This is a genomic window from Bradyrhizobium sp. FW305-F6, from assembly GCF_058782905.1.
The window spans coordinates 1,512,081-1,537,666 of sequence record NZ_JBYSYD010000002.1; the positions used below are offsets into that span (position 1 = coordinate 1,512,081).

Below are 25,586 nucleotides of genomic sequence, written 5' to 3' on the forward strand. Positions count from 1 at the left end.
TCAGCCTCTTTTGATAGAGGGCATGGCCTTGTCGGAAAACCGCTGCACACTTTTCCGGGCCATGCCCTAACCCTTCCAATGCAGGACGGTGATGAGCGTGAACAGCCGGCGCGAGGTCTCGAAATCGACCCGCACCTTGCCCTTCAGCCGCTCCTGCAGCGTGCGCGATCCCTCGTCGTGGATGCCGCGGCGGCCCATGTCGATGGCCTCGATCTTGTCCGGCGTCGCGGTGCGGATCGCCTGGTAATAGCTGTCGCAGATCATGAAATAGTCCTTCACGATCCGCCGGAACGGCGTCAGCGACAGCAGATGCGCGACGACCGGCGTGCCGTCCTCGCGGCGGATGTCGAACATCAGCCGGTTGCCGGTGATGCCGATATGCAGCGTGAACGGGCCCTTCCCCTCCGCGCCCTCGGGCGCGAACAGGTTTTGCTCGATCAGATCGTAGATCGCGATCGCCCGCTCGTGCTCGATATCGGGACCGGAACGGCCGATCGATTCCTCGTCGAGCGTGATGCCGACGATGCGGTTGGCCGTGTCGTCCTGAGCGGGCGGCTTTGTCATGACAGGTTGAGGCGCAATCCAATCGAGCGCGAATGGGCGTCCAGCCCCTCCGCCTTGCCGAGCGTCATCGCGGCAGGTCCCAGCGCACGCAATTGCTCGGGGCCGCATTTCAGGATCGAGGTACGCTTGATGAAGTCGTGCACCGACAGGCCTGAGGAGAACCGCGCCGAGCGCGCCGTCGGCAGCACGTGGTTGGAGCCGCCGACATAATCGCCGATCGCCTCGGGCGTATGAGGGCCAAGGAAAACCGCGCCGGCATTGCGTATCTTCGCGGCGAGTGCGTCGGGATCGCCGGTCATGATCTCGAGATGCTCGGCCGCGATGGAATCCGCCAGCGGGATCGCCTCGTCGAGGTTTTTCACCATGATAATGGCGCCGAAATCGGCCCAGGAGCTGCCTGCGATCGCCGCGCGCGGCAGCGTCTTCAGCTGCGCTTCGACCGCCTTCTCGACGTCGGCGGCAAGGCGCGCCGAGTCCGTGATCAGGATCGACTGCGCGCTGGAATCGTGCTCGGCCTGCGCCAAGAGGTCGGCGGCGATCCAGTCGGCGTTGCCGGTGTCGTCGGCGATGACGAGCACCTCGGAGGGGCCGGCGATCATGTCGATCCCGACCTTGCCGAACACCAGCCTCTTCGCCGCGGCGACATAGGCGTTGCCAGGCCCGACGATCTTGGCGACCGGCGCGATCGTCGCGGTGCCGTGCGCCAGCGCGGCGATCGCCTGCGCGCCGCCGACCCGGTAGATCTCGGTGACGCCACCGAGATGCGCGGCGGCCAGCACCAGCGGATTGAGCTTGCCGTCCGGCGAGGGGACCACCATCACGAGCCGCGACACGCCGGCGACTCTTGCCGGCACGGCGTTCATCAGCACCGAGGATGGATAGGCGGCCGTGCCGCCGGGCACATAGAGGCCGGCGGATTCGATCGCGGTGTAGCGCCAGCCGAGCTCGACGCCGAGCGGGTCGGTGAAGCGCTCGTCCTTCGGCAGCTGGCGGCGGTGATAGGTCTCGATCCGGTCGCGCGCGAACGCGAGCGCATCGAGCGTCGCAGGCTCGCAGGCCTTGACCGCAGCTTCGATCTCGGCGGCGGTGACGCGCAAGGAGGATGCGCTCAACGTCAGCCGGTCGAACTTGGCCGTCGCCTCGAGCAGGGCGGCATCGCCGCGCCTGGCGACGTCATCGACGATCGCGCGTGCGGCCGCCTCGACGTCGGCCGAAGCCTCGCGCTTGGCTGCGAGGAAGGCGGCGAATCGCTGGTCGAAATCGGCGCTGCTGCGGTCGAGGCGAACGGGCATGTTTCGCTTGGCTTCCGGCTGGTCTTGAGGGGCGGATCGGCGCACCCGGTCCCCTGCTCAATGGCGCGGCGGGGAAGCGGCGTCAACCCTCGGAAGGTGCCGGTCCAGCGACGGCCAGGCCGGATTTGGATCGGCATACCGGCCACTTCACCCCTCCGCCTCAAGTCCCGTTCCCAGCGCGTCGGCCCCGAGGTCGGTCAGCTCGCACTCCAGGCACTCCACATCCAGGCGGATGGCACCGCCCTGGGCGAACAAAAGCAGGGCGCTGCCGCCGGGCTCCTCGTGGCGCCCTTCCTGGGGGTGAAACTCAATGCCGACGAGGTCCAGCACCTTGTCCGGCGCATCAAGATCGATGTTGCGCGCCTTGCAGGCGAGCACACGGTCGAAACGAAGCGCGGCGACCAGCCGCCGTGGCTCTGCCTCGCCCTCCAATGTCTGCTCCCAGTCCAGCCGGCTCATGCCGACCACGAGCCGCTTCTCGCTCTGCCGCCAGATGATGTCCGACGCCACGACTCGGGCGTCCTGGACATGGGTCGAGATCACGGCGAGATCGTCGGCATCGAGCGCGATCAGTTTGAGCTGGGGCGACATCGCCGGCGCTTCTCCTGGTGGGGACGGGACTCAACGCGCGCGAGCCCCGAAATTTCCACCAAGTTAAGCCCTGGCCCATCTTGCCGCTACGCTGCGAGCGACCCTTTCCCACAACAAGGGAGGTTCAGGCCTGAAGCGCTCACTCCTTGAAGAACGCCAGGAGATCGGCATTGATGGTCTCGGCGTGCGTGGTCGGCATGCCGTGCGGAAAACCCTTGTAGGTCTTCAGGACGCCTTTCTTGAGCAGCTTGGCCGAGAGCGGGGCGGAATCGGCGTAAGGCACGATCTGGTCGTCGTCGCCGTGCATCACCAGCACGGGCACGTTGATCTTCTTGAGATCCTCGGTGAAATCGGTTTGCGAGAACGCGACGATGCCGTCGTAATGCGCTTTCGCACCGCCCATCATGCCCTGGCGCCACCAGTTCTGGATCACCGCTTCCGACGGCGTCGCGCCGGGGCGGTTGTAGCCGTAGAACGGGCCGGCGGGGAGGTCGCGATAGAACTGCGTGCGGCTGGCCGCAAGCTGCTTCTGGAGATCGTCGAACACGCTCTTCGGCAAGCCGCCGGGATTGGCCGCGGTCTGCACCATCAGCGGCGGCACCGCCGAAAGGATCGCGGCCTTGGCGACCCGGCTCTCGCCGTGACGGGCGATGTAGTGCACGACCTCGCCGCCACCGGTGGAATGGCCGACATGAATCGCGTTCTTGAGGTCGAGATGCGCGGTGAGCGCGGCGAGATCGTCGGCGTAATGATCCATGTCGTGGCCGTCGGCGACCTGCGCCGAGCGGCCGTGGCCGCGGCGGTCATGGGCGATGACGCGGTAGCCGCGCGTGACGAAGAACAACATCTGCGCGTCCCAGTCGTCCGCCGACAGCGGCCAGCCATGGCTGAAAACGATCGGCTGGCCGGCGCCCCAGTCTTTGTAGAAGATATCGACGCCGTCTTTGGTGGTGATGGTGGGCATTGGGGGGCTCCTCTTCAAGTTCGAGTCATTCCGGGGCGCGCGTTGGCGCGGACCCGGAATCTGGGGATTGCTAAATCGAGATTCCGGGCTGCCCCGGAATGACGAGGGGGTGCCGATCAGGCAAACGCCATGGGCTTGTACCTGCGCCAGGCGCCGATGGTGAGCACGACGAAGAACACCAGCACGACGCCCTGCACGACCGCGAACACCGGGCCCGACGGCGGCGCCGGCGGCACGGCGGGCGCGAGCGCGGCGAGCGCCGGCACTTTCAGGAACGACTGGATCACCAGCACGAAGACGTTGAAATACAGCGAGATCATCGCGGTCACGATGTAGACCGGGCGCCAGACGCCTTTGAGCTTCATGCCATAGAGCGCAAGGCAGGCGACCGCGAGCAGCACCAGCGAGATGATGCCGATGATGTGCGAGGGCAGCAGCTCCTTGAATGGAAACAGGAAGCCGGTGGCGCTGGTGAGAATGGTGAACAGCAGGAAGATCGCAGTGAGGCCGGGCATGGGCTTCGAGCCGAGCAGGCCAAACATCACGACGAGGCCGGCAACGATGGCAATCAGGCTGATGATGACATGGATCAGCGTAAGAGCAGGCAGGCTCAATCCAAGGACCACGACATTTCTCCTCGTCTCTCCATCAGATGCGAAGGATGGTATTACGGTCCTCATCGGATTGCCACATGCGTTGTCGTCACATGCACGAGCAAAGCCATGCGCCATCGTGCAAATCGACAACGCGCATGGCTGAATCTTTTGCACCGCTGTCACAAACGACGGCAGGTTTTCGACGAAAGTTGAATCGAACCTCACACGTTCTTGGTGTCGAAGATCAGGATGTCGGCGCCGCCGCTGGCGAATTTCGGCACGTCCGCGCCGGTCGCCTTGCCTTCCTCGCTGCCAAAGGCGGCCTGAATGTCCGCCACGCTGTCGAAGGTGAGAATGGCGACGAGGTGGATGCCGGAAGGACCTGCGGGAGATGCGACCGGCCCCTTGCTGACGGCGTAGTTCTTCAAGCCGGGAAGTTTCTTCGCGAGCGGAATGTGCGTCTCGGCATAGTGCTTGTCGAATGCGGCAGCGTCCTTGGGTGTCTTGTAGAGCACGACGATTTCGGCCATTTGGTCCTCCCGTGAAAATTTGTTGTGTTTGGATCCTCATGGTGAGGAGGCGCGTGAGCGCCCCTGCGGACGACGCTTGCGCATCGCCGCGCGAACCATGAAGGCCCGGGTCGTCGGTCCGGGCCTTTATCCTTCGAGGCACGCGCCAAGGCGCGCTCCTCAGGATGAGGGGATAGTCTGCAGGATATGGCGCAATGGCAAGTCCCATTCGACTTGCCTTTCTCTTGTCTTGTCCTTGACTAAAGCGCCGGTTTTGCGGCGTCGCCGAGGTAGCCGTGCAGGGCGGCCACCACCTGCGCGCCCTCGCCGATGGCGCCCCCGACGCGCTTGACCGAGCCGGAGCGGACGTCGCCGACGGCGTAGACGCCGGGCACGGAGGTTTCCAGCGGCGCCACCAGCTTGCCCTGGTTCTGCTCGGACTGCGCGCCCGTCACGACGAAGCCGCCGCGATCGAGCGTGACGCCGCAACCGTCGAGCCAGGAGGTGGCGGGATCGGCGCCCACGAACAGAAAGAGATTGCGGATGTCGGCGCAATCCACATCGTCCGACAGCCGGCTCTTCCAGTGGATACGGCGCAGCAGCGAAGCCTCGTCGCCTTCGAGCGCCGTGATCTCGGTGTTGAACATCAATTCGATGTTCGGCGTCGCTTCGATGCGCTCGATGAGATAGCGCGACATGCTGGCGCCCAAGCCGCCGCCGCGGATGATCATCAGCACGCGCTTCGCGTGCCCCGACAGGAACACGGCCGCCTGCCCTGCCGAATTGCCGGCACCGACCAGCGCGACTTCCTCGCCGGCGCAGAGCCGCGCCTCGACGGGCGAAGCCCAGTACCAGACGCCGCGTCCCTCGAACTTGTCGAGGTTGGCGATATCAGGCCGCCGATAGCGCGCGCCGCTCGCGACCACCACTGCGCGCGAGCGCAGGGCATCGCAGCCATCGAGCGCCACCGAAAACGCGCCGTCCTTGCGCGTGCAGTCGAGCGCCTTCACCGTCACCGGAATCATGATGTCGGCACCGAATTTCTGCGCCTGGGTGAAGGCGCGCGCGGTGAGCGCCTGGCCGGAAATGCCGGTTGGGAAGCCCAGATAGTTCTCGATGCGCGCGCTGGCGCCGGCCTGGCCGCCGAAAGCGCGGGTGTCGAGCACGGCGACGGAAAGCCCTTCGGACGCCGCATACACCGCGGTCGCGAGCCCGGCGGGACCACAGCCGACGACGGCGACGTCGTAAATGCGCCCATCCTTGGTGCCGCCGATCATGCCGATGGCGCGTGCCAGCTCGGTCTCGTTCGGATTGCGCAGCACCGACCCGTCGGTGGTGACGACCAGCGGCCAGTCTTCGGGCTTCGGCGAATAGCGCGCGATCAATTCGGCCCCGTCGCGCTCGCGATCGGGATCGAGCAGATGGTACGGCTGTCCGTTGCGGGTGAGGAACCCCTGCAAGCGCACCACGCCGGCGGAGTTCGACGGTCCGATCAGCACGGGGCCGCCGGCGCCGTCCTGGATCAGATTGACCCGGCGCAGGATCAGCGCCCTCATGATGCGCTCGCCGAGCTCGGCCTCGGCAACCAGCAGCGCGCGCAGCCGGTCCGGCGGCAGCAGCAGCGTCTCGACATCGCCCTCGGCGCGCCCGTCGACCAGCGCCGGCCGGCCGGAGAGCTGGCTGAGTTCGGCCAGGAATTGCCCCGGCCCCTGGTCGATCACCGGGGTGACGTGACCAAGCCCGTCGCGCTGGGTGATGGCGACGTGCCCCTTCAGCACGACGAACATGCCGGGCCCGGGCTTGCCGGTCTCGAACAGCAGCTCGCCATCCCGAAAGGTGCGGATTTCGCCGAAGTGCCTGATCCGCTCGATCTCGGCGGGGGTCAGCGCCGGAAAGGTCTGTTCGGGTCGGGTGAACCGCAGCATCTGTGCGTCACGGTCTGTTCGTTGCGTTTCGTCCTGCCCGATTGCCACTGCATGCACTCCAAATTCCTGGCCGCCGTCCCTCAACCAGAGGTCTTGCCGGCGGCCCCCTCATTTAGGGAACCATCGTCGTTCTGCGAGGGGTCGGTGATCGCGGCGCGTTCCCGCGCCTGCACCTTCCGCCGCTTCAGGTTCTCGCGCAGCGCCGATTTCAGGCGGTCGTCCCGGGACGCCTTCGCTGGCCTCGCACTCTTGTCGGTCTCGTCAGCCATCCCGGCTCCATCACGGCAATCGGCAGCAGAATGCCATCGAACTGTGGCAGCTCAAGAGGGGGACGCGACGCGATCGTGCGAAACGCGAAATCGCGCAAGTCGGGCGTCGCGCACAACTGGCCAGCTGGCCGGGGATACTGGCCCCCGAATCCGCAGAAACTCGGTACGCGCGAAAACCGGCATTTTGGCCCCGATATCGACCCAAATTTCTGGTTTTGACACGGCTTGCAAGCTTGCACCGGAGGGGGGCTTGTGGCAGATATCGGCCCGCTTGGTACGCCCTCGGGCGCCCGATTCTTCACCAGCACATGCTGCCGTAGCTCAGTGGTAGAGCACTCCATTGGTAATGGAGAGGTCGACAGTTCAATCCTGTCTGGCAGCACCAGCCCTCCCCTAATGTAGCGAGCCCTCCACCCGGCAGCGAGCCCGCAACATCCACGGATGCGATCGTGATCACACGTTCCCTGCCCTATGAAGGACTGCTCCACGAGATCGTCGAGCATCATGGCGTGCTCTATCTTGGCGGCATCGTCCCTGAGAATACCGGGCTCGACATGGCCGGGCAGGCCGAGGATGTGCTGCGCCAATTGAAGACCCTGCTCGAGGGAGCCGGCTCCGATCTCTCTTGCGTTCTGCAGGTGACCATCTTCATGGCCGATCTCGCCGACAAGCCCGCGTTCAACCAGGTGTGGAAGCGCACCTTCACCGCAGACAATCTGCCGGCGCGTGCCGCGATTGGCGTTGCGGATCTCGGCCCGGGCGTCAAGCTGGAGCTGACGGCGATCGCCGCACGCCGCTGATAAGGGCGACATCGGGAAGGCGAGAAAGCTCGGTCGGTTTGGGTCGCGAGACTGCGCGGTCATTCCTGTGTTCACACATGAAACAGCGTTCCCGCGGCGCAAAGCGTCCGGGTTTTGCTGTTTTCCTTGACTCTCTTTCTGTGAAGAGAGCGCAGGGAAGGCCGGGTGCCGGCTGGCACCCACGATCCGCTGCGCTCAGGTATTTGCACACGCAAATGCGCAGGCGGACAACAGGTGGGCCGGAGAACACCCGACCTTCCCTGCGCGATGGGTTGACGGCTTATGCGCGCTCTCCCCGGAGCCGAGTTCGTTCTGGCCTCCGTCGCCTCGCGAATTGGCGATGTTCCGAGACCCGGTTGGGCCCCGACGCATCTCCGCAAGGCTTGACCGTAGCAACGACGGTCAGGACGACGCGCTTTCGCCGTACGCAGCTTCCGGCTCTGCCAAGAGGCCTCGCCGGATGTTGGCGCCGTCCGTCCGCACGCTGTTGGACCTCACGAGGTTCATCTCGCCCTGGTCCCGCCTCGCATGCCCGACGCAGCCGCGTCCACCGCACCCCCGCCCACGTTCGTTGCGACGTACGATCGCCCCTCTCCTTGGGCCGGGATGCGCGACAGGTACCGCAATTCCGAATTTCGGTAAAGTGGAATATTTCCGCGGGCGGGGATTGACAGGGGAGCCGCGCGGAGGGGGTGTTTTGCCCGACAGGCCAGTAGCGTTGCGGCCGACATCAGCTTGCGGTCCGCGCCTTCTTGAAAATTGCGCTCACACGGCACGTTGACCCCGCATTTCTTGGTGATAGTCTTTTCGCTCGCGACATGTCCGGGAGGACACAATGGGATGGTTCGACCGCCTGTTTGGAAGGATGTCGGAGCCGACGACCCCTTTCCTTGCGAGATTTCGGCGCAAATCAAAAGCACCCACCGATCCTGATCTTCTGAAAATCGCCAAGGACCGGAAGGGGAGTGTGTCCCGCAGAGCCGTCAGGGACGAGTATAACCGGCTGGTCCTCGAGAAGTACGCGCACGACAAGTCGTGATCGCCAGGGTCCGTCGAGGGATCTCGACTAGCCCGTAGGATCAGTAGAGAGAAGCGAAACCCATCGGCTCCCTTCGAGCCACGCACATGATGGGTTTCGCTACTGAGCGCGCGCCTCGTCCTTCGAGACGCCCGCCATTGGCGGGCGTCTCGAAGGATGCCACAGGCGAGATCGCTCCCATATGCGATTGCGCGGCTATCATACGCGATCAATTGTCGTTATCCGCCGCGTGTCTCGCGAAGCGATCGTCTGCCCGGCGCAGCCGGCGGCACAGTTCGCGATTGATGTTCTGCAGGACGATCACGTAGGCGTGGATGTCGGCCTTGTAGCAGGCATAGAGCTTTTGGGCCGTCAGCTCGTACAGCACCGTCGGCGCCTCCGCGACGACCGTGGCCGAACGGTTCTGCATTTCGATCAGCGTCATCTCGCCGAAGAAGTCCCCCGGCTGCAGAACGGAAATCGGGATGACGCCGCCTGCCTTGGTCCGTTTGCTCACCGCGAGCCGGCCGGACTTGACGATGAACATCGAGCGCCCCGGCTCGCCCTCGGCCACGACGGTCGCGTTGGCATCGAAGCCGCGCTCGACCAGCATCGAGATCAAGAGGTCGAGGCTCGCCTCCGAAAGACCGCCGAAGAACGGCGTCGCGAGCAGGAACGCTTTCAGATCGGGAGCCGTGACCGTCATGATGCGAAATTACGCGCCGTCGCGGACTGCGGCAAGCAGCTCGTGGCCACCAGGCTACTGCTGCGCTGGACTCTCCCCGCGCAGCGTCCTTCGCTTTCGCCAAACCTGCAGATCGACCATGGCCTTCACGGTCGCCGCGAGGGCGGCTGCGCACAGCACGGCTTTCGAAACTGTCTCCATCGTCCCCTCGATCAGGAGGCAATGGACCACGCTACCGACCACGATGACGATCGCCAACGGCATGTGAATGATGCGCCAGGTTCGCAGGCGCAGTCCCAACCGCCGACGCAGCAGAGCCAGCAGCGCGACGATGAAGAGGGCCCACATCGCCGTCACCCCGTAGGGAGTGAACGGCGTCGGCGAGGCGTAAGTCAGGGCGTCGATCATGTCGGGCGGGCTGGTGAACCAGAGGCCGGCGACGTGGATCACCACCGCCGCCACCAGCGCGCCGCCGATCCAGTGATGGACACGCCTGCCGCGATAGGCCGACAGGCCCGGCAGGTAGCCGCCGACCAGCAAAGGCTGAACCAGCACGAGGCCGAGCGCGACGATCCCGGCAAAACCGGCGAGGATGTAGACCGGACCGCGCCATGCGAGCTGCTCGCTCGTCGCCGCAAGCGCGACCGGCACGCCAATGGCCAAAGCCAGGGCGACCCAGATCAGGATCACCCGCGCCGATCTCCACCCCGTCATTCGCAGGTCCGGTCAGGCCGGCTGAAGCACGAAGTGCGCTTCGAGACTGGTTTCCTTGGCGCTCCGCATCACCGGCCGCAGGAACACGGTCTTGAACTCACCGCTGTCATAGGCGAGGTGGCCGTGCGGCTGGCCGAAGATGGGAATGATCTGCGGCATCTCGAGCCGGAACTTGCCGTCCTTGTCGGTGAGGGTGGCGCCATGACTGTGCGGCTCGTGCTCCTGCCCTTCAACCGTGTGCGCCCAGATCTGGATGCGCTGCCCGGCGAGCGGAGCGCCGTCGCCGGCGCGGCGGACGGTGCCGCTCATCCAGAAGCCGCCCTTGCCGATCCGCTCCACGACCGCCGCGCCCTTGCGGTAATTGTTCGCCCCGCCCGACATCGTTTCGGTCGGCGCGAGGCCAGCCGCACGCGCCGGCACCAGCAATCCGGACACGCCCGATGCCAGGACCCCGGTTGCGAGGACGGAGCCGCCAGCGGCGAGCAGGCTCCGGCGGTTGATTTCGACCCTGCTCATCTCGGTTCCTCCTGGCGGCCATGCCGTTCGTCCGCAAACTACAACAACACATGCGGAACGCCCAATTGGAAGGAAGGGCGCCAGAGGCCGCAATAACAGTGTTGTGACCGTGGTGGTGCCAATCGAGCAACCCCGGACGGTGCGCTGCGCCGCCAATATCCCGATTACGCGGCGGGTCGTGCAGCGCTCCCGCCATTGACATCCTATATGTGAGGCACCGCGCGCCGTGCGCCCCTCTCGGATGCCCTCACATGATCCCCTTCTCCCTCCTCGACCTCGCACCCATCCGCCAGGGCGGCGATGCGGCTGAGGCGTTTCGCAACTCGCTCGATCTCGCGCAGCATGCGGAGACATGGGGCTACAAACGGTTCTGGCTCGCCGAGCATCACAACATGACGGGAATCGCCAGCGCGGCGACGGCGGTGGTGATCGGTCATATCGCGGGCGGGACGAAGACGATCCGGGTCGGGTCCGGCGGGATCATGCTGCCGAACCATTCGCCGCTCGTCATCGCCGAGCAGTTCGGCACGCTGGAATCACTTTATCCGGGACGGATCGATCTCGGGCTCGGCCGCGCGCCGGGCACCGACCAGTTCACCGCGCGGGCGTTGCGGCGCGACCTCGCCACCAGTTCCGAGAACTTCCCGCACGACGTCCTGGAATTGCAGGCTCTGCTCGGCGACGTGCAGCCGAACCAGGCGATCCGCGCCGTGCCCGGCATGGGCACCAAGGTGCCGCTGTGGATTTTGGGATCGAGCACCTTCGGCGCGCAGCTCGCGGCGATGCTGGGGCTGCCGTTCGCTTTCGCCTCGCATTTCGCGCCGCAGATGATGCTGCCGGCGCTGCGCGAATACCGCGCCCGGTTCGAGCCTTCTGCGCAGCTCGACAAGCCCCATGCGATGGTCGGCGTCAACGTGTTCGCGGCCGACAGCGATGAGGAGGCGCGAAGGATGTTTTCCTCGCTGCAGCAACAGTTCATCAACCTGCGCCGCGGCACGCCGGGTCCGCTGCCGCCGCCGACTGGCGACATGGACGCGCTGTGGTCGCCGGCAGAGAAGGCCGGCGTCGCCCAGTCGCTGTCCTGCTCAGCGGTGGGGACGCCCGATATGGTGGAAGCGAAGCTGAAGGCGCTGATTGCAGAGACCGGCGCGGACGAATTGATGACGACCGGGCAGATCTACGACCACGCCGCGCGGCTGCGCTCGTTCGAGATCGCAGCCGAGGTGCGGGAGAGGCTGGCGAAGCAGCCGGTGGTGTGAGGCACAATCGTTGCGGCGAAGGAGGTGCGCTCCCTCCCCCGCTTGCGGGGGAGGGCTGGGGAGAGGGTGTCTCCGCAATGAGACAGTCCCCAAGAGGAGAGAGCCCTCACCCCGACCCTCTCCCGCAAGCGCTATCGGATTCACACATCTCGAAAAGAGAATCTTCTTCAATGAGTTAGCTGAAGGCCGATATTGGGCACTCACATGCGACGGAACCGAAGCGAGTGACTCGAATGACTCGCATTTCCGGATTGGCGGGCAGAAGGCTCCGACAGAGATGTGTGAACATAGTAGCCCGCAAGCGGGAGAGGGAGCGCACTGTGCGCTTGGCGAGGAGCTCAGCCCAATTCTTTCATGGCCTAATCCGCAAAGCCGAACAGCTTGGCGGGATTGTGCACCAGGATCTTCTCGAGCTCGGCCTGATCGGGCGCGTAGCGGTACATCAGTTCCAGCAGGTCGGCATCGTTCGGCGGCTGCTTGACCGAGACCGGATGCGGCCAGTCGCTGGCCCAGACACAACGGTCGACAGCGGCCTCGATATAGGCGCGCGCGATCGGGATGACGTCGTCATAGGGCGCGCCGGTCTTCGAGGTCTTCTCGCCGAGCGAGAGCATGACCCAGAAATTACCCTTAGCCAGCAGCTCCAGCATCTTGCGCAGGTTCGGATCGGCCTTGCCGGCTTCGGGATCGGGGCGCGCCATGTGGTCGATCAGCACGGGGACGTCGAGGTTTTCGTACTTGGCGACGCTCGACATGATGCCGTCCTTCTCCGGCTGGATCTTGACGTACCAGCCGAGCTCGCGGATGCGGGCGATGGCACGGGCGAAATCGGCGTCGGACAGCACGGCGCCGAGCTCCTGGCGGAAGCTGAAGCGCGCACCGCGCACGCCTGCGTCGTGCAGCGTGGCGAGATAGGAATCGCTGGCTTCGGCAAACACCAGCGCGTTGGCGCAGCCGCGATAGTTCGGGCCCATGGCTTTGAGCCCGTCGAGCACGACGGCGTGGTCGGCGCCGTAGGTGGTGGTCTGCACGATGATGCCACGCTCGATGCCGAGCGCCTTGTGCATGCGCAGTGCCGCTTCCCAGGTCGCGGTCGGCATCCGATAGGCCGCGCCGGGACGCTCCGGATATTTCTCGATCGGACCCAGCACGTGAAACTGGCTGTCGACGGTCTTGGGCGGCGGTGCCTTGCTCGGCCGGCGCGGATTGGGATCGAACGGCAGATAGGTCGGCATGCGCGAAAACTCCTTTAGTCGATCACGGCGGTGAAATCGCACTGCACCAGCGCGCCGCCATCCATGTTGTCCATCGGCAGCGCGTGGCGCGCGGGGCGCGAATGCTCGTCCGGAAACATCTTCAGCCACTCGACGTTGACGGGGCCGCGATTGCCGCGGTCCTTCAGCCACACCGTCATCTTGATGATGTCGTCAGTCGTGCCCCCGGCAGCCTCCACCGTCGCCTTCATATGCGCGAACATGTTGGCGCATTGCGCATCGAGGCTCTCGGGCATCGCATTGGTCGCGGGGTCGCGGCCGAGGATGACGCCCGACATCACGAGATTTCCGATGCGGCAGGCGTTCGGGATCGGATTGACGTGCTTGAAGCCGCCGATATGGATGCTCTTGCGCCGCGTTTGACCGGTCATGGTTCGCTCCCTGCTTGTTGTTGCTTCAGACGAACTGGCACGACACCGAGCCGAAGGCACCGTAGTCGGCGTGGAAGGTGTCGCCGCGGCGGATGTCGACCGGGCGCGTGAACGAGCCCGCCAGCACGACCTCGCCGGCGGCCAGATGCTCGTCATGCGGCGCGAGGCGGTTGGCGAGCCAGGCGATGCCGTTGGCGGGATGGTTGAGCACGCCGGCGGCAAGCCCGGTTTCCTCGACCTCGCCGTTGCGGAACAGCAGCGCGCCGATCCAGCGCAGGTCCGCATCCATCGGGCGGATCGGCCGGCCGCCGAGCACCAGCGCGGCATTGGCCGCGTTGTCCGAGATCGTGTCCATGACTTTGCGCGCCTTGCCCGTCTCCGGATCGACGCGGTGCATGCGCGTCTCCAGGATTTCTAGCGCGGGCGTGACGTAGTCGGTGGCGTTGAGCACGTCGAAGATGGTGCAGTCGGGACCGCGCAGCGGGGCTTTCAGCACGAAGGCGAGCTCGACCTCGATGCGCGGCGCGTGAAAGCGGTCGAACGGAACGGGCGTCGCGTCGGCATAGAACATGTCGGCGAACAGCACGCCGTAATCGGGCTCGCTGATGCCGACCGCGTTCTGCATCGCCTTCGAGGTCAGGCCGATCTTGTGCCCCTTGATGACACGGCCGCGGCCGAGCTGGAGCCTGGTCCAGGCGCGCTGCACCGCATAGGCGTCCTCGATGCTGAAGTCGGGGTACTCCTTCGTGAACATCGGGATCAGCGATTTCGTGCGCTCGGCTTCGTCGAGGCGCGCGGCAAGGCGTTCGATCGTCGCAGCATCCAGCATGGTCTATTGCTCCGCGGCCACGGTGTTACGGAGCACGCCGATGCGGCTCGACTCGACCTCGACCACGTCGCCGGCTTTCAGCCAGCGCGGCGGGTCGAAGCGCGCGCCCGCCCCGGTCGGCGTGCCGGTCACGATCATGTCGCCGGGCTTCAGGGTCGCGAAGGTGGAGAGATAGGCGATCAGGACATCGAACGGGAACATCAGCCGCTCGGTCGTATCCTGCTGCCGCACCTCGCCGTTGACGCGCGTGACGATGTCGTGCGGGCCACGCGGGTCGAGCTCGTCGGCCGTCACGATCCACGGGCCGATGCTGCCGGAGCGATCGAAATTCTTGCCTTGCGTGACGTTGAACTTGCCGTGGCGCAGCCAGTCGCGGATCGTGCCTTCGTTGCACAGCGTCATGCCGAAGATGTGCGACCACGCCTTCTCCCGCGGGATGTGGCGGCCGCCCTGCCCGATCACGATGACGAGCTCGCCTTCATAGTCGAGCTGGTCCGAAACCTTGGGCTTCTCGATCGGTTGGCCGGAGCCGGTCATCGAGGACATGCTGCGCACGAACAGGCTGGGATATTTGGGCAGGTCCGAACTGTCTTTATATTCGGCGTTGCGCTCGGCGTAGTTGACGCCGATGCACCAGAGCTTTTCCGGCGCCAGCACCGGCGGCAGCAGGACGAGCCGGTCCAGCGCATGGTCCGGCTTCTGCCCGGCGACGGCTTCCTGCGCATCCGCGAGCGCGTTGGCCGCGATCAGCGCCTTCACGTCTGAATAATCACGGCCGATGCGCCTGGTGAGATCGACCACGCCGCCGTCCACGGCCGCGCCATAGCGCGCCTCGCCGTCCAGGAGATAGCTCAGCAGTCGCATTGTATTTCCTCCGATGATCTTGGGCGGCAGCCGGCGAAGAGGCCCGCGCGCTCAGTCTTTCGATTTGGGAGTCTGGAAGACGGTGTTGAGCGTCACGATCTCGCCGAGGCGGGCGTAACGCGGGCCGCCGATGCGCGCGATCGGGTCGAGCGCTTTCGTCTCGACCTTGCCGTCATTGACGAGGCCGTCGCGCAAATGGAACATCACGACCTCGCCGACGATGAGCCGGCTCTTGGCGTCGCCGAATTCGAGGCACTGGCGGAAGCGGCACTCCATCGCGACGGGTGCGGCGGCGAGCCGGCGCACCTTGACGAGATCGCAGGGCAGCGTTTCGAGCCCGAGATGCTCGACCTCGCTGATTTCAGGCGGATGCTCGACAGAGCTGTCGTGCACCGCATTCATCAGCGGCGTATCGGCGATGTGGATCACGTACTCCTCGGTATCGAGGATGTTGTGCGCGGTGTCCTTGTAATCAGCGCCCTTGCGGCCGACGCTGATGGCCAGCATCGGCGGCTTCTGCGAGACGAAGGTGAAGGCGCTGAACGGGGCGAGGTTGAGCACGCCCTTGGCTGACAGGCTCGTGACCCACGCGATCGGGCGCGGCACCACGATGCCGGTCATCAGGCGGTAGATGCGCTCGGCACCGAGTTCGGCGGGATCGATCCGCATCGATCAATCCGCCCTGATGTTGGCCTTGCGCACCACCGGAATCCACTTGGCGTCCTCGCGTTCGAGATATGCCCTGAATTCAGCCGGTGTCATCGGCGTGGCCTCGCCGCCGAGCTTCTCGAACTTCTCGGCAATGGCGGGGTCCTTCAGGATCGCGACCAGCGTCTCGTTAAGCTTGTCGACAATGGGCGCCGGCGTGCCTGCGGGCGCGAACAGGCCGGTGAAGGTCTGGCCGTCGAAATCCTTGTAGCCGAGCTCGGCGAAGGTCGGCACATCAGGCAGCGACTTCAGCCGGTGCGGGCTGGTCACGGCCAGCGCGCGGAACAGGCCGGCCTTGATGTGCTGGAGGCTGACCGTGAGCTGGTCGAAGGCGAACTGCACCTGGCCGCCGAGCAGATCGTTGATCGCGGGCGCATTGCCGCGATAGTGCGCGGTGACCCATTGCAGCCCGAGATTGGACTGCATCAGCTCGCTGAGAAGATGGTTGGTGGTGCCGGGGCCGGGCGAGGCCATGGTCAGCTTGCCGGGCTCGCGCTTGGCGAGATCGAGGAATTCCTTGAGGGTCGTCGCCTGCACCGACGGATGCACCTCGAGCACCAGCGGCGTCATCGAGATGGTCGAGATCGGCAGGAAATCCTTCTTCCAATTATAGGCCTCGCGCTTGTTGATCTCGGTCGCGAACAGCACCGGACCGTTGGCGCCGACGAACAGCGTGTAGCCGTCGGGGGCCGATTTCGCGAAGGCTTCGCCCGCGATCATGCCGCCGGCGCCGGCCTTGTTCTCGATGATGAAGGGCTGGCCGAGCTTTTCCTGCAGCTTGTCGGCGACGATGCGCGCCGCGCTGTCGACATTGCCGCCCGCGGGATAGGGCACGATCAGCTTGACGTTGCGCGCCGGCCATTCCTGGCCCGATGCGGGGCCGGCCAGCATTGCAGTGACGGCAGCTATGGCAATCCAGATTAATCTCATGTTAACCTCCCGGCGACGCTACGAACTCAGTTCGAATGCCCGACGTCTCGCATGGCATTCCGTTTGGGCCGCAATCTCCAGATGCGCGCTTGCCCTGTCGAGGGAATTGTGGCGTTCTTGTCCATAATATGGACAAGAGGCGTTCACCGAAATCCACTCCAGGCGCCGAGGAACCGCGCCCGGGCGCGCAGGCGATCCGGCGCGCGCTGGCGGTGTTGCGCATCCTTGCCGCAGGCCGCGAGGACGGTGTGCCATTGGCCGAGGTGGTCCGCACGACCGGCCTCAAGCGCCCGACCGTGCATCGCATCGTGCACGTGCTGATCGAGGAAGGCATCGTCGAGCGGCACGCGCGGACCGGCCGCTACGCCATCGGCAACCAGGTGCCGGAGCTGGCGCTGGCACGGCCGCGGCCCTCGCGGCTTATGGTCGCCGCAAATCCGTCGCTGCAGCGCGCGTCCGCCGAGATCGGCGACACGCTGTTCCTGACGGTGCGCACCGGCAACGATACGCTGTGTGTCGATCGCCGGATCGGCATCTATCCGATCCAGGTGCTGTCGATCGAGGTCGGCGCGCGCCGGCCGCTCGGCGTCTCCAGCGCCGGCGTTGCCATCCTCGCCGCGATGCCGGCGCAGGAGGCGCGAAAGATCGTTACGGCCAACGAAAAGAGGTTCGAGGCCTACCGGACCGATGTGGCGACGGTGCTGGGCGAGATCAGCGCCGCGCGGCGTCTCGGATACGGCATGAGAGAGATCGGCCTGGTGCAGGGCACCAAATCCATCTCGACCTGGATCAAGACCCCCGACGGGCAGCCGGCCGCAGCGATGACCGTCTCCGCGGTGCGGACGCGGCTCGGACCGAGGCGCGAGCAGGAGGTCGCGGAGATCCTGCTGCGGGAGGCGCGGAATATCGAGCAGGCGATCGGGGGATAAGGCGGGGGCGGCGCCGGTTCTTCGCCTCTCCCGCTTGCGGGAGAGGCCGACGCACCCCGGGCGACGCGAAGCATCGTCCCGAGCGCGGCGGGTGGAGGTGTCTCGCCGCACGGGGGCGTCCTCTGTTCACCTCGATGATCCCAGCGCGGAGACACCCTCTCCCCAACCCTCCCCCGCAAGCGGGGCAGGGAGCGCACCGTCATCGGCGCTGTCAATGGCTGACTTCATGCGCGATCTTATGGCACAACGCGCCATCGTCGATGGACCAACGAGGCCCCGCATGCCCGCGCCGAAACCGCCTGCCTTTGAGACCCTGAGCCTGCATGCCGGCCAGCATCCGGATCCCGCAACAGGCGCTCGCGCCGTGCCGATCTACCAGACCACGTCCTACGTGTTCCAGGATTCCGACCACGCCGCGGCGCTGTTCAACCTGGAGCGCGCCGGCCACATCTATACGCGCATCTCCAACCCCACCACGGGCGTGCTGGAGGAGCGGCTCGCGGCACTGGAAGGCGGCGTCGGTGCGATCTGCACGGCGAGCGGCATGGCGGCGCTGCATCTTGCCATCGCGACGCTGCTCAATGCCGGCGACCACATCGTGGCGTCGAGCTCGCTGTATGGCGGCACCATCAACCTGCTCGCGCATACCCTGCCGCGCTTCGGCATCACCACCAGTTTCGTCAAGCCGCGCGACCTCGACGCGTTCCGCGCAGCGATCCGGCCGAACACGCGGCTGGTGATCGGCGAGACCATCGGCAATCCCGGGCTGGAGGTGCTCGACATCCCGAAGGTCGCGGCGATCGCCCATGACGCGAAGATCCCGCTCTTGATCGACAACACCTTCGCCACTCCCTATCTCAGCCGTCCGATCGAGCTCGGCGCCGACATCGTGATGCATTCGGCGACCAAATGGATCGGCGGCCACGGCATCGCGATCGGCGGCGCCATCGTCGACGGCGGCCGTTTCGACTGGCGTTCATCAGGCAAGTTCGCCGTGCTGACCGAGCCCTATGGCGGCTATCACGGCATCGTTTTCGACGAGCAGTTCGGCACGGCCGCCTTCATCATGCGCGCCCGGACCGAGGGCCTGCGCGATTTCGGGGCTTGCCTGTCACCGACCAACGCATTCCAGCTGCTTCAGGGCATCGAGACGCTGCCCGTGCGCATGGACCGTCACATGCAGAACACGCATCTGTTGCTGGAGGCGCTGAAATCCAACAAGGCGGTCGACTGGGTGCTGCATCCCTCGCTGGAGACGCATACGGACTATCAGCTCGCCAAGCAGCTCTTGCCGCGCGGCGCCGGCTCGATCGTCTCCTTCGGCATCAAGGGCGGGCGGCCTGCGGGCCGCAAGTTCATCGAGAGCTTGCGCATGATCAGCCATCTCGCCAATGTCGGCGATGCCAAGACGCTGGTGATCCACCCGGCCTCGACCACGCATCAGCAGATGGACGCGGAGCAGCTCAAGGCCGCGGGTATCGGCGAGGAGCTGGTGCGGCTATCGGTCGGCATCGAGACGGCAAGCGACATCATCGACGATCTCGCGCAGGCCCTGCGCATCTCGCAAAAGGTCTGACGCCATGAAGCTTTCCGTCAACGGCACTGAAGTGCTCGCCGCAACCGGCGGCCGGGACTTCGACAAGTCTCTGCCCGCGGTCGTCTTCATCCACGGCGCCGGCTTCGACCATTCGACCTGGGCGCTGCACACGCGCTGGTTTGCGCATCACGGCTTTGCAGTCCTGGCGCCCGACCTGCCCGGTCACGGCCGCTCCGCCGGACCCTCGCTCGGCAGCATCGCCGAGATGGCCGACTGGACGGCGGCACTGCTCAATGCGGCAGGCGCCGCGAAGGCGCATTTGATCGGCCACTCCATGGGCTCACTGATCTCGCTGGAGACCGCCGCGCGGCATCCCGACAAGGTCTCCGCGCTGAGCCTGATCGGCACCGCCGCGACCATGACGGTCGGCCCGGATCTGCTCAAAGCAGCAGAGGCCAATTCGCAGGATGCCAACGACATGGTCTCGATCTGGGGCCTCGGCTTCAACGCCGAGCTCGGCGGCAGCCTCGCGCCGGGCCTGTGGATGCATGGCGGCGCCCAGGCCGTGCTGAAGTCGTGCGAGCCGGGCGTGCTGTTCAGGGATCTGTCCGCGTGCAACTCCTATACGAATGCGCTTGCCGCCGCGGCAAGCGTGAAGGTGCCGACGACCCTGATCCTCGGCGAGCGGGACATGATGACGCCGGCCAAGGCCGGCAAGGCGCTCGCCGCCGCGATCCCGCATGCAAAGACTGTCGTGGTGCGAGGGGCCGGCCACATGATCATGGCCGAGCGGCCGGACGAGCTGCTGGCGGCGTTGAGAGCCTGAGGGATTCGGAGGAAGACCGCTTCGACGGCGTTCTTCCTCGCGTTTGCTTCATGAGCCCGGCGTCCACTTCCAGACGATGTCGGAGACGTTGACCGGCTTCGGGATCAAGCCGAGCTTTGCGAAGCGATCGGCGACTGCCTGCTGGTTCCTGACCATCTCGGCGTCGAGCGGCACCACGCGATAGTTGGAGCGGGCGACGAAGCGCCTGATGGCCTCGATGTCGACGCCGGTCGCTGCCGCTTGCGCCTTGGCCACCTCCTCATGGTGCGAGTCGGCCCAGACGCCTTCGGACGCAAAGGCCGCGTTGAGCTTCGCAACGAGCGACGGATACTTGTCCACGAAGTCCGAACCGGCGATGTAGAACGCGTTCGGCTTGTGCACATCCTTGTCGAAGGCGATGACGCGGGCGTTTTCCTTCAACTCGGCGAGCGCGAGGTACGGATCCCAGATCGACCAGGCGTCGACCGAGCCCTTGACGAAGGCCGCCGTCGCGTCCGCCGGCGCGAGCGGTGCCGGCGTAATGTCGGACCAGGACAGGCCGGCCTTCTCGAGCGAGGCGACCAGGAGATTGTGCGCGCTCGATCCCTTGCCGAAGGCGACACGCTTGCCCTTGAGATCGGCCAGCGTCTTGATCGGCGAGTCCTTCGGCACGATGATCGCCTGGGTGTTGCCGTCCGACTTCACCGCGGCGACATAGCGGATCTTGGCACCGCCGGCCTGCGCAAAGATCGGCGGCGTATCGCCAACGAAGCCGAAATCGACGCTGCCGACATTGATGGCCTCGAGCAGCGGCGGGCCGAACTGGAAATCGATCCACTTGATCTCGACCCCCAGCGGCTTGAAGGCGTTTTCGAGCGTCTGGCGCTGGCGTACCGCCGGGAAGAAGCCGCCCTTCTGGGTGCCGATGCGAATCTCTGCGGGCTTGTCCTCGGCGCGCACGGGTGAACCCGCTGCACTTGCCAGCAGCAGAGCGCCGGCGATGACGTGTCGTCGCGTGATCATTTGCGAAGTCCTTTCGGTCTGCTGGTACTCAGATTGAGAGAAGGTGCCGGCGCTCCGCCAACACGGCGCGTGCGGCGCGTTCGGCGTCGCGGGCCGAGCGGAACTGACGGCCTTCGAGGCTGTCGAACAGGCGCTCGGATGAGAAGAAGCGGAAGCCGCGCTCGTCGCTGGCGATGATGCCGGCAGTACGGTCGTGCACTTCGATGATGTAGGCTTTCGGCATGGCTGCTCGTTCGCCGAACGGGTCGGCGCTCCTGTCAAGAGATTGCGATCGGGACTTTTGGCTCGGCAATCAGCAGCAACAACAGGCGCCGGTCGCGGCCGAGACGCAGCGACGCATCATGCGCTTGCGCATGTCGCTTCTCACTCGCTGGTCATTGGATGTCATGCGGCGGCTCTCGGCTCGACGATGCAGTTTCGATGTTTCGAATATCGAGGGATTGGCCTGTTCGGTCAATGAAATGGCTATCCATATTTGGCCCGGTCGCGTGCGCGCACTTCTCCGCGTGCGAGCCGCTGCAGACGAAATCATCTCGCGATGATGTCAACGCGCAGGGAACCATAGCGTGGTACCGTTGCCCCGAGAGACGCAAAAGAAAGTACGGAGGACGGTATGACGGATGTTCTGAAGGGACGCACGGCGCTGGTCACCGGCGGATCGCGCGGAATTGGCGCTGCCGTCTGTCGCGCGCTGGCCGAAGCAGGCGCGGCGGTGGCGATCAATTGCCGCGAGAGAATTGGCCAAGCTGAAGAGCTTGCAGGCGAGATCGTCAAGCAGGGCGGCCGCGCCATCGTGGTCGCCGCCGATGTCTCGCAGCGCGAAGCTGTGGCCGGAATGGTGGAGCGCGTCACGGCCGGGCTCGGGCCGATCGATATCCTGGTCAACAATGCCGGCATTGCGATCACGCGCGGCGTCGACGATCTCACCGAGGACGATTTCGACCGCACCATCCTCGTCAACCTGAAATCGGCGTTCCTGTGCACACAAGCGGTGCTGCCATCGATGCGCGTGCGGACATGGGGCCGCATCGTCAACATCTCCTCCGGCGCCGCGCGCGGGGCGGGTTCGATTGGCCCGCACTACAATGCCTCAAAGGCCGGCATGGAGGGTCTCACGCGAGGTTATGCGGCGCGGTTGGTGAAAGAGGGCATCACCGTCAACGCGGTGGCGCCGTCATTGATCGAGACCGACATGATGAGCGGCCAGCCGGCGCTCGTCAGCCGCATCCCGCTCGGCCGCTTCGGCACGGCGGATGAGGTGGCGAAGGCCGTGATGCTGCTGGTCGACAACGCCTACATGACTGGACAGACCATCGCGCTGAGCGGCGGGATGTCGTTTAATTAGAGCGCGTGGCGCCGCGGCGCACCTTCATCCAAGCTCGGGGAATGCTGTAGGGTGGGCAAAGCGAAGCGTGCCCACCATTGTGTGTGACTGGTGAGAACTCGTGGGCAGGGCGCAAATGCGCCTTTGCCCACCCTACGAATCTTCTCCCTTGTGGGGAGGGGTGGAGTTCACCACATCGTTGCCGCCGCGCGGTCGGGCCAGATGCGATCGTATTCTGCGCCGCCGACCTTGTTGTCGCTCATCTCGGCGAGGATCTGGCCGGGTGTCGGCAGCGTCCTGGGGTCGACGCGCTTTTCGGGATTCCAAAGGTCGGAGCGGACGATGGCGCGGGCGCATTGGAAGTAGATTTCATCGACGTTCATCACCATGACGCTGCGCGGGGCCTTGCCTTCGACCTTGAACGAGGTCAGCAGCGCCGGATCAACCGACAGATGCGCGCGACCATTGGCCCGCACCGCATTGCCCGAACCGGGGATCAGGAACATCAGCGACACACGGGGGTCGCGCACGATGTTGCGCAGGGAATCCACCCGGTTGTTGCCGCGGCGGTCCGGCAGCATCAGCGTCTTGGGATCGTGAATGCGGACGAAGCCGGGCAGGTCGCCGCGCGGCGAGCAATCGATGCCTTCCGGCCCGATGGTGGCGAGCGCGGCGAACGGCGCCTTCTCGATGAAGATGCGATAGAGCGGGGTGACATGGTCGGCGACTTTCACGGTCGAGGCGTCATTGGTGGCGCCATAGATGGCTTCCAGCTGTTCGACCGTCTCGATCACCGTCATTCCGCTCTCCTTGTGGTACGGCTGCTAGTCGTGCCAGCCTTCATTCCTGATCACGCGCACCAGCTGGCGGCCGTGATAGTCCGCACTGCCCGCATTGAGGATGGTGACGTCGGCATTGGCCGAAGCGTCGTCGACACTGCGCGCAAGGCGATCGGTGATATTGCCGTCGCTATGCCGGGCGCGCGCGGCAAGCCGCTGCGCCAGCACGTCCGGCGGTGCCGTGATCGCGACCACCACGACATTGGCATAGGCCCGGCGCAAGGCGGCGATCACGGTGCGTGAAACGTTGACGACGACCGCGCGACCCGCGCGAATGTCGTCGTTTATCTCGGTCGGCAGCGCATAGGCGTGTCCATGCGCCTCCCAGTGTACGGCGAAATCGCCGTGATCGCGCGCGCGGCGGAATTCGTCCTCGTTCACCGCGATATTGTCTTCATCGGCTGACGACGCGCGGGTCACGATGCGGCGGGGGAAGACGATGTCGGGATCGTCGATGCAGGCCGTTTGCGCCAGACGCAGCAGCGTGTCCTTGCCGGCGCCGCTGGGACCGACCACGAGCACGAGCCGGCCGGGGCCGATCGCAACCGCCTCTTCCCGCGCCGTGGTGGCCATCTCGCTCATGCGACGCGGTGTCCTTCGCGCCACACGCTGCGCACGACGGGAACGTGGCCGGCGACATGCACGCGGATCAGGTCGGCGCGCTTGCCTGTCGCGATCTCGCCGCGGTCGGTGAGGCCGACGGCCTCGGCGGGGGCCTTGGTCACGGTGCGAACCGCGGCCGGAAGGCTGATCGCGGGCACATGCTCGGGCAATTGCAGCGCGGCCATCAAGAGGCTGGACGGGATGTAGTCCGACGACAGGATGTCGAGCAGGCCTTCGTGCGCAAGATCGACCGCGGCGATGTTGCCGGAATGCGAGCCGCCGCGCACCACGTTCGGCGCGCCCATGAGGATGTCGATGCCGGCCTGGTGCAGGCTGCGCGCGGCTTCCAGCGTGGTGGGGAATTCCGCCACCGAGACACGGTCGCGCACGGCGTCCGCGACGTTCTCCTCCGTGGTGTCGTCGTGGCTGGCCAGCGGGATGTTGTACAGATGCGCCAGAGCCACAATCTCGCGCATGTTGGCCGCCGCATATTTCTTCTGATACTCGAACCGTCTTGCGAACAGCTCGTCGAGTTCGGCATCGGTCTTGCCGCCGCCCTTGCCGCGATAATAGTCGCGCAGCTTCACTTCGTCGCGGAACTGGCGCTGGCCCGGCGTGTGGTCCATCAGCGACATCAGCTTGACGTCGGGGCGGTCGATCAGCTCCTTGGCCTCCTCGACCACGCTCGGCATCGGGATTTCGCAGCGCAGGTGCAGGAAGTGATCGGCGCGCAGCAGGCTGGCCTCGCGCGCCGTGGTGATCGCGGCGGCGAGAACGCCGGCGCGGCCGTCGACCTCCTCGGCGCCGTCCTCGCGCCAGACCCGGAGCGAATCGAACACCGTGGTGATGCCCGAGGTCGCAAGCTGGCCGTCATAGGAGATGACGGCGGCGACAGGATTCCAGAACACCTTCGGGCGCGGCACGTAATGCGCTTCGAGATGGTCGGTGTGGAGCTCGATCAGGCCCGGCATGATCAGATCGCCGCCGGCGTCCTCCGCGCCGGCAGGTGCCCTGCCTTCGCCGAACTCGGCAATGCGGCCTTCGGCAACAGCGAGCCAGCCCTGCTCGATCACCCGGTCGGCCAGCACGATCCTGGCGTTGGCGATCACGGCTTCTTTCGGCTTGGCATTCATTTCCTTGTCCTTCAGGCCGCGGCGGCAAAGCTGGTGACGTCGACGACGCGGTCGGCAATCAGATGCCGGATTTCGTCGTCATGGACAATGGCGACCATGGCGACGCCCTGGCGCTTTTTCTCGGCGACCAGCTCGACCACCACGGCGCGATTGGCGGCATCCAGCGAGGCGGTCGGCTCGTCCAGCAGCAGGATCGGCAGCTCCGAGATGAAGCCACGCGCGATGTTCACGCGCTGCTGCTCGCCGCCCGAGAACGTCGCGGGCGGAAGCTGCCAGAGACGCTCGGGAATGTTGAGACAGCGCAGCAGCTCGCCGGCGCGGGCCTGCGCGTCGGCCCGGCTCATGCCGTTGACGATCAGCGGCTCGGCGACGACGTCGATGGTGGCAACGCGCGGCACCGCCCGCAGGAACTGGCTGACATAGCCGATCGTAGCACGCCGCACGTTGAGCACTTCGCGCGGCTCGGCGGTGGCGAGGTCGATCACCGTGCCGCGATGGCGGATGCCGATGCGGCCGCTGTCGCAGCGGTAATTGCCGAAGATCATCTTCAGGATCGACGATTTGCCGGCGCCCGAGGGTCCCGATAGCACGACACACTCGCCCGGATTGACCTGGAAGGTCACGCCGCACACGACCGGCAGCTCGATGCCGCCCTGTAGGTGCATCGTAAAGGTCTTCTTGGCGTCGGCGACGTCGATCATGGCGGTCATCGAAA

30 protein-coding genes and 1 tRNA gene are annotated in these 25,586 nt (G+C 65.7%); 8 read left to right on the forward strand and 23 right to left on the reverse strand.

Going from position 1 to position 25,586, the window contains the following annotated elements:
- Positions 1-66: 66 nt before the first annotated feature.
- From AC3WLX_RS18450 to AC3WLX_RS18485, 8 genes are all read right to left on the reverse strand, one after another.
- On the reverse strand, positions 67-564 hold the full coding sequence (locus AC3WLX_RS18450; RefSeq protein WP_291631458.1) for a UPF0262 family protein: 498 nt from the start codon (positions 562-564) through the stop codon (positions 67-69).
- Positions 561-1,856 carry a histidinol dehydrogenase gene (hisD, locus tag AC3WLX_RS18455; protein ID WP_492337010.1) on the reverse strand — a complete coding sequence of 432 codons (1,296 nt, stop codon included), beginning with the start codon at positions 1,854-1,856 and terminating at the stop codon, positions 561-563. Before hisD ends, AC3WLX_RS18450 begins: the two co-directional genes overlap by 4 nt.
- A 147-nt stretch (positions 1,857-2,003) precedes the next feature.
- Positions 2,004-2,447, reverse strand: coding sequence for a DUF2948 family protein (locus tag AC3WLX_RS18460; RefSeq protein ID WP_492337011.1), 444 nt, complete (start codon positions 2,445-2,447; stop codon positions 2,004-2,006).
- Between the two features lie 139 nt (positions 2,448-2,586).
- On the reverse strand, positions 2,587-3,411 hold the full coding sequence (locus tag AC3WLX_RS18465; RefSeq protein ID WP_492337012.1) for an alpha/beta fold hydrolase: 825 nt from the start codon (positions 3,409-3,411) through the stop codon (positions 2,587-2,589).
- A 116-nt stretch (positions 3,412-3,527) separates the two neighbouring features.
- Entirely contained in the window at positions 3,528-4,037 is a 510-nt protein-coding gene (locus AC3WLX_RS18470; RefSeq protein WP_492337013.1) for a hypothetical protein, read from the reverse strand.
- A gap of 191 nt (positions 4,038-4,228) precedes the next feature.
- Positions 4,229-4,537 (reverse strand): EthD family reductase, encoded by a 309-nt coding sequence (locus AC3WLX_RS18475; protein ID WP_492337014.1) that lies wholly within the window; start codon positions 4,535-4,537, stop codon positions 4,229-4,231.
- Between the two features lie 239 nt (positions 4,538-4,776).
- Positions 4,777-6,441 carry an FAD-dependent oxidoreductase gene (locus AC3WLX_RS18480; RefSeq protein ID WP_492337015.1) on the reverse strand — a complete coding sequence of 555 codons (1,665 nt, stop codon included), beginning with the start codon at positions 6,439-6,441 and terminating at the stop codon, positions 4,777-4,779.
- 80 nt (positions 6,442-6,521) lie between these two features.
- The gene (locus tag AC3WLX_RS18485) at positions 6,522-6,710 is read right to left on the reverse strand and encodes a hypothetical protein (protein WP_492337016.1); all 189 of its coding nucleotides are present in this window, start codon (positions 6,708-6,710) and stop codon (positions 6,522-6,524) included.
- A gap of 310 nt (positions 6,711-7,020) precedes the next feature.
- On the opposite strand from AC3WLX_RS18485, the gene AC3WLX_RS18490 reads away from it, so the two are divergent.
- Both AC3WLX_RS18490 and AC3WLX_RS18495 read left to right on the forward strand, forming a co-directional pair.
- A tRNA-Thr gene (locus AC3WLX_RS18490) sits at positions 7,021-7,095 on the forward strand.
- A gap of 64 nt (positions 7,096-7,159) precedes the next feature.
- On the forward strand, positions 7,160-7,510 hold the full coding sequence (locus AC3WLX_RS18495; protein ID WP_492337017.1) for a RidA family protein: 351 nt from the start codon (positions 7,160-7,162) through the stop codon (positions 7,508-7,510).
- 1,247 nt (positions 7,511-8,757) lie between these two features.
- Here AC3WLX_RS18495 and AC3WLX_RS18500 read toward each other — a convergent pair.
- Genes AC3WLX_RS18500 through AC3WLX_RS18510 form a run of 3 tightly spaced genes read right to left on the reverse strand, consistent with a single transcriptional unit; the run spans position 8,758 to position 10,443 of the window.
- Positions 8,758-9,234, reverse strand: coding sequence for a Crp/Fnr family transcriptional regulator (locus tag AC3WLX_RS18500; RefSeq protein WP_291623062.1), 477 nt, complete (start codon positions 9,232-9,234; stop codon positions 8,758-8,760).
- A 54-nt stretch (positions 9,235-9,288) separates the two neighbouring features.
- Positions 9,289-9,927, reverse strand: a complete 639-nt coding sequence (locus tag AC3WLX_RS18505) for a ferric reductase-like transmembrane domain-containing protein (protein WP_492337018.1) — start codon at positions 9,925-9,927, stop codon at positions 9,289-9,291.
- 12 nt (positions 9,928-9,939) lie between these two features.
- Complete coding sequence (locus AC3WLX_RS18510) at positions 9,940-10,443, reverse strand: peptidase associated/transthyretin-like domain-containing protein (RefSeq protein ID WP_492337019.1); 504 nt, start codon at positions 10,441-10,443, stop codon at positions 9,940-9,942.
- Between the two features lie 251 nt (positions 10,444-10,694).
- Here AC3WLX_RS18510 and AC3WLX_RS18515 point away from each other — a divergent pair, with 251 nt between their 5' ends.
- Positions 10,695-11,702, forward strand: coding sequence for an LLM class flavin-dependent oxidoreductase (locus AC3WLX_RS18515; RefSeq protein ID WP_492337020.1), 1,008 nt, complete (start codon positions 10,695-10,697; stop codon positions 11,700-11,702).
- Between the two features lie 359 nt (positions 11,703-12,061).
- Here the strand turns inward: AC3WLX_RS18515 and AC3WLX_RS18520 are convergent, their stop codons facing one another.
- The 6 genes from AC3WLX_RS18520 to AC3WLX_RS18545 are packed head-to-tail and all read right to left on the reverse strand — an operon-like array spanning position 12,062 to position 16,678.
- Positions 12,062-12,937, reverse strand: a complete 876-nt coding sequence (locus AC3WLX_RS18520; RefSeq protein ID WP_492337021.1) for an amidohydrolase family protein — start codon at positions 12,935-12,937, stop codon at positions 12,062-12,064.
- Between the two features lie 14 nt (positions 12,938-12,951).
- Entirely contained in the window at positions 12,952-13,347 is a 396-nt protein-coding gene (locus AC3WLX_RS18525; RefSeq protein ID WP_131871708.1) for a RidA family protein, read from the reverse strand.
- Between the two features lie 25 nt (positions 13,348-13,372).
- Complete coding sequence (gene hpaH, locus AC3WLX_RS18530) at positions 13,373-14,176, reverse strand: 2-oxo-hept-4-ene-1,7-dioate hydratase (protein ID WP_492337022.1); 804 nt, start codon at positions 14,174-14,176, stop codon at positions 13,373-13,375.
- A 3-nt stretch (positions 14,177-14,179) separates the two neighbouring features.
- Positions 14,180-15,040, reverse strand: a complete 861-nt coding sequence (locus AC3WLX_RS18535; protein ID WP_492337023.1) for a fumarylacetoacetate hydrolase family protein — start codon at positions 15,038-15,040, stop codon at positions 14,180-14,182.
- A 51-nt stretch (positions 15,041-15,091) separates the two neighbouring features.
- Entirely contained in the window at positions 15,092-15,709 is a 618-nt protein-coding gene (locus tag AC3WLX_RS18540) for a flavin reductase family protein (RefSeq protein ID WP_291623046.1), read from the reverse strand.
- A gap of 3 nt (positions 15,710-15,712) precedes the next feature.
- Positions 15,713-16,678 (reverse strand): Bug family tripartite tricarboxylate transporter substrate binding protein, encoded by a 966-nt coding sequence (locus tag AC3WLX_RS18545; protein WP_291623044.1) that lies wholly within the window; start codon positions 16,676-16,678, stop codon positions 15,713-15,715.
- A 128-nt stretch (positions 16,679-16,806) separates the two neighbouring features.
- Between AC3WLX_RS18545 and AC3WLX_RS18550 the strand changes: the two genes are divergently transcribed.
- The 3 genes from AC3WLX_RS18550 (at position 16,807) to AC3WLX_RS18560 (ending at position 19,970) form a co-directional block, all read left to right on the forward strand.
- Entirely contained in the window at positions 16,807-17,607 is an 801-nt protein-coding gene (locus tag AC3WLX_RS18550) for an IclR family transcriptional regulator (protein WP_492337024.1), read from the forward strand.
- 280 nt (positions 17,608-17,887) lie between these two features.
- The gene (locus tag AC3WLX_RS18555; RefSeq protein ID WP_492337025.1) at positions 17,888-19,183 is read left to right on the forward strand and encodes an O-acetylhomoserine aminocarboxypropyltransferase; all 1,296 of its coding nucleotides are present in this window, start codon (positions 17,888-17,890) and stop codon (positions 19,181-19,183) included.
- 4 nt (positions 19,184-19,187) lie between these two features.
- Positions 19,188-19,970 carry an alpha/beta fold hydrolase gene (locus tag AC3WLX_RS18560; protein ID WP_492337026.1) on the forward strand — a complete coding sequence of 261 codons (783 nt, stop codon included), beginning with the start codon at positions 19,188-19,190 and terminating at the stop codon, positions 19,968-19,970.
- Positions 19,971-20,018: 48 nt separating this feature from the next.
- On the opposite strand, the gene AC3WLX_RS18565 is transcribed toward AC3WLX_RS18560, so the two are convergent.
- Together AC3WLX_RS18565 and AC3WLX_RS18570 are read right to left on the reverse strand one after the other, a co-directional pair.
- A complete protein-coding gene (locus AC3WLX_RS18565; RefSeq protein WP_492337027.1) occupies positions 20,019-20,972 on the reverse strand; it encodes an aliphatic sulfonate ABC transporter substrate-binding protein in 954 nt (317 codons plus the stop codon).
- Positions 20,973-21,000: 28 nt separating this feature from the next.
- Complete coding sequence (locus AC3WLX_RS18570; RefSeq protein WP_291629328.1) at positions 21,001-21,195, reverse strand: hypothetical protein; 195 nt, start codon at positions 21,193-21,195, stop codon at positions 21,001-21,003.
- Here AC3WLX_RS18570 and AC3WLX_RS18575 point away from each other — a divergent pair.
- Together AC3WLX_RS18575 and AC3WLX_RS18580 are read left to right on the forward strand one after the other, a co-directional pair.
- Positions 21,194-21,514, forward strand: a complete 321-nt coding sequence (locus tag AC3WLX_RS18575; RefSeq protein ID WP_492337028.1) for a hypothetical protein — start codon at positions 21,194-21,196, stop codon at positions 21,512-21,514. The two genes, AC3WLX_RS18570 and AC3WLX_RS18575, sit on opposite strands and share 2 nt — an antisense overlap.
- A gap of 71 nt (positions 21,515-21,585) precedes the next feature.
- Positions 21,586-22,317 (forward strand): SDR family NAD(P)-dependent oxidoreductase, encoded by a 732-nt coding sequence (locus tag AC3WLX_RS18580; RefSeq protein ID WP_492337029.1) that lies wholly within the window; start codon positions 21,586-21,588, stop codon positions 22,315-22,317.
- Positions 22,318-22,484: 167 nt separating this feature from the next.
- On the opposite strand, the gene AC3WLX_RS18585 is transcribed toward AC3WLX_RS18580, so the two are convergent.
- Genes AC3WLX_RS18585 through phnL form a run of 4 tightly spaced genes read right to left on the reverse strand, consistent with a single transcriptional unit; the run spans position 22,485 to position 25,581 of the window.
- Positions 22,485-23,096 carry a pyridoxamine 5'-phosphate oxidase family protein gene (locus AC3WLX_RS18585; protein WP_492337030.1) on the reverse strand — a complete coding sequence of 204 codons (612 nt, stop codon included), beginning with the start codon at positions 23,094-23,096 and terminating at the stop codon, positions 22,485-22,487.
- A gap of 24 nt (positions 23,097-23,120) precedes the next feature.
- Complete coding sequence (phnN, locus tag AC3WLX_RS18590; RefSeq protein WP_492337031.1) at positions 23,121-23,717, reverse strand: phosphonate metabolism protein/1,5-bisphosphokinase (PRPP-forming) PhnN; 597 nt, start codon at positions 23,715-23,717, stop codon at positions 23,121-23,123.
- Positions 23,714-24,871: an alpha-D-ribose 1-methylphosphonate 5-triphosphate diphosphatase gene (locus AC3WLX_RS18595; RefSeq protein ID WP_492337032.1), complete on the reverse strand. Its 1,158-nt coding sequence runs from the start codon at positions 24,869-24,871 to the stop codon at positions 23,714-23,716. The genes phnN and AC3WLX_RS18595 overlap by 4 nt, the downstream gene beginning before the upstream one ends.
- Positions 24,872-24,882: 11 nt before the next feature.
- On the reverse strand, positions 24,883-25,581 hold the full coding sequence (phnL, locus tag AC3WLX_RS18600; RefSeq protein ID WP_492337033.1) for a phosphonate C-P lyase system protein PhnL: 699 nt from the start codon (positions 25,579-25,581) through the stop codon (positions 24,883-24,885).
- Positions 25,582-25,586 lie beyond the last annotated feature (5 nt).